This is a genomic window from Sphingobium wenxiniae, from assembly GCF_007830065.1.
GTDB classification, from domain to species: domain Bacteria; phylum Pseudomonadota; class Alphaproteobacteria; order Sphingomonadales; family Sphingomonadaceae; genus Sphingobium; species Sphingobium wenxiniae.
Map to the genome: position 1 here is coordinate 1 of NZ_VLKK01000068.1, position 1,743 is coordinate 1,743.

General features: G+C 58.7%; 2 protein-coding genes. Both read left to right on the forward strand.

The genetic code is table 11. The annotated features are described in order from the left end of the window. Window positions 1–382 precede the first annotated feature (382 nt). Window positions 383–622 (forward strand): WGR domain-containing protein, encoded by a 240-nt coding sequence (locus IQ35_RS20810; protein WP_242003443.1) that lies wholly within the window; start codon window positions 383–385, stop codon window positions 620–622. A gap of 257 nt (window positions 623–879) precedes the next feature. Next, a partial coding sequence (locus IQ35_RS20815) for a DUF4158 domain-containing protein (RefSeq protein WP_145076219.1) occupies window positions 880–1,743 on the forward strand: 864 nt, incomplete at its 3' end.

Sequence of the window (1,743 nt, forward strand, 5' to 3'; positions counted from 1 at the left end):
GGGCGCAAGTCACGCCCGGGTATTGATGGCGCGCCAGCCAAAGTGTCGGCTGCTAAGAGGCGCAAGGCCGTGGCGGAGACGGAAGCCGTCTGATCTAGCCGGCAACCATTCCTTATCCTGGGGCGGCACGATGCCGTCCCATATCGTTTAAGAATCGATTTCGAAAATCACGCTGATCGGGCCAGCCGACGGATCATGAGCATGGCGGCAGCGGCGTGACGCGCTCGTGGTTGGCATGCCATGATCGAAAGCCTGACTCTGTGTGTGGGATTTGATTCATATTTCGCATTGGACTGTGTGTCGCGGTCGCGTGAAATTGTCTTTCATGGAGTCCACCCGAACGCTTCTTGACGCCTGTTTGTCACTTGATGGCGGTGCGCTCGTGCTCCAGGCTTGTGATCCGTCGCGCAACATCCGCCGCCACTGGCATATCGAACTGCGGCGTGACCTTTTTGGATGGATAGTCGTCGAATGGCGCTGGGGTCGCATCGGCACTGCGGGACAGTCGCGCAGCCTGGCGTTCGAGCAGGAGGGGGAGGCGTGGCGCCTCGTCCGTCGTCTCCTGGTCCGCCGCGCTGGCGCCGAACGGCGAATCGGGGTGGCCTATCGGCCCGCTAGCTGACTGCCAACGCTATCAACTGAGTTAAAGTCATACCTACTTCGAAAGCGGAAAGTTGACCCCGGAACGGATCGTGGGCGCACCGGGGTCAAAGGCCGGTGTTTGTCATGACAGCCAGCCTCTCCAGCCGCCTATCAGGCCCAGTCGGCCCCAAGCTGCGATTTTGGCCAAGTCGGAGAACGTTTTGGGAACGTGGCATTCGGTATTGACGATGGAAATCATAGAAGAGGACAGTTCGCTCCATCATAGGGAGTGGGTTGATGGATCGGAGTATTCCGGGCGGGGATTTGATCGGACGATGGAGCCTGAGCTTTGCCGATATTGATTTTGTAAATTCGAAGCCGGCCCTGACGCGCCTTGGCCTCGCCGCGCAGCTGAAATTCTTCGCTTCCCTGGGGTTTTTCGCGATCGATCCCGGCTCAATCCCTACCGATGGCCTCTCGTATCTGGCCGAGCAACTCGGTGTCGAGGCTGGCGAGATAGCCGGTTATGACTTTTCCAGTCGGACAGCACGACGGCATTGTGCGGAGATCCTGATCCATCTTGGATATCACCGCATGAAGCGGGTGGATCGCGCGCAATTGACGGAATGGATTGCTGGCGAGCTGTGCCCGGGCGGCCAGTCGATCAATGCCATGCTTGAGCATGTTTTCCTGTGGTGCCGCGACCGCCGTATCTATGGGCCGTCGCGCAAGGAGCTTGAACGTGTCGTTCGCTCACAACGGCAAGATTATCTGGACACCTGGCTGACCGGAACCAGTGATCGGCTTTCGTCAGATGCGGTGGCGTTATTGGAAGCCTCGCTTGCCGATCCGGACAGCTCGACCGGATTCAACAGGATGAAGGGTGACGCCGGACAGGCAACGCTCGACAACATTCTCGACGTGACCGAGAAACTCGCCTTTATCCAGAGACTTGATCTTCCCCATGATCTCCTGACGGCTACGGGCAAGCCATGGGTCGATCAGATTGTTCGCCGCGTTGCCGGTGAAAAGGCCTCGGAGATGCGCCGGCATGCGCCGGCGCGACAGCTCGGCCTTTATGCGATTTATCTAATGTCGCGGGAGGCGCAACTCACTGACGCGATGATCGACCTGCTGATCGAAACCGTTCACAAGATCGGA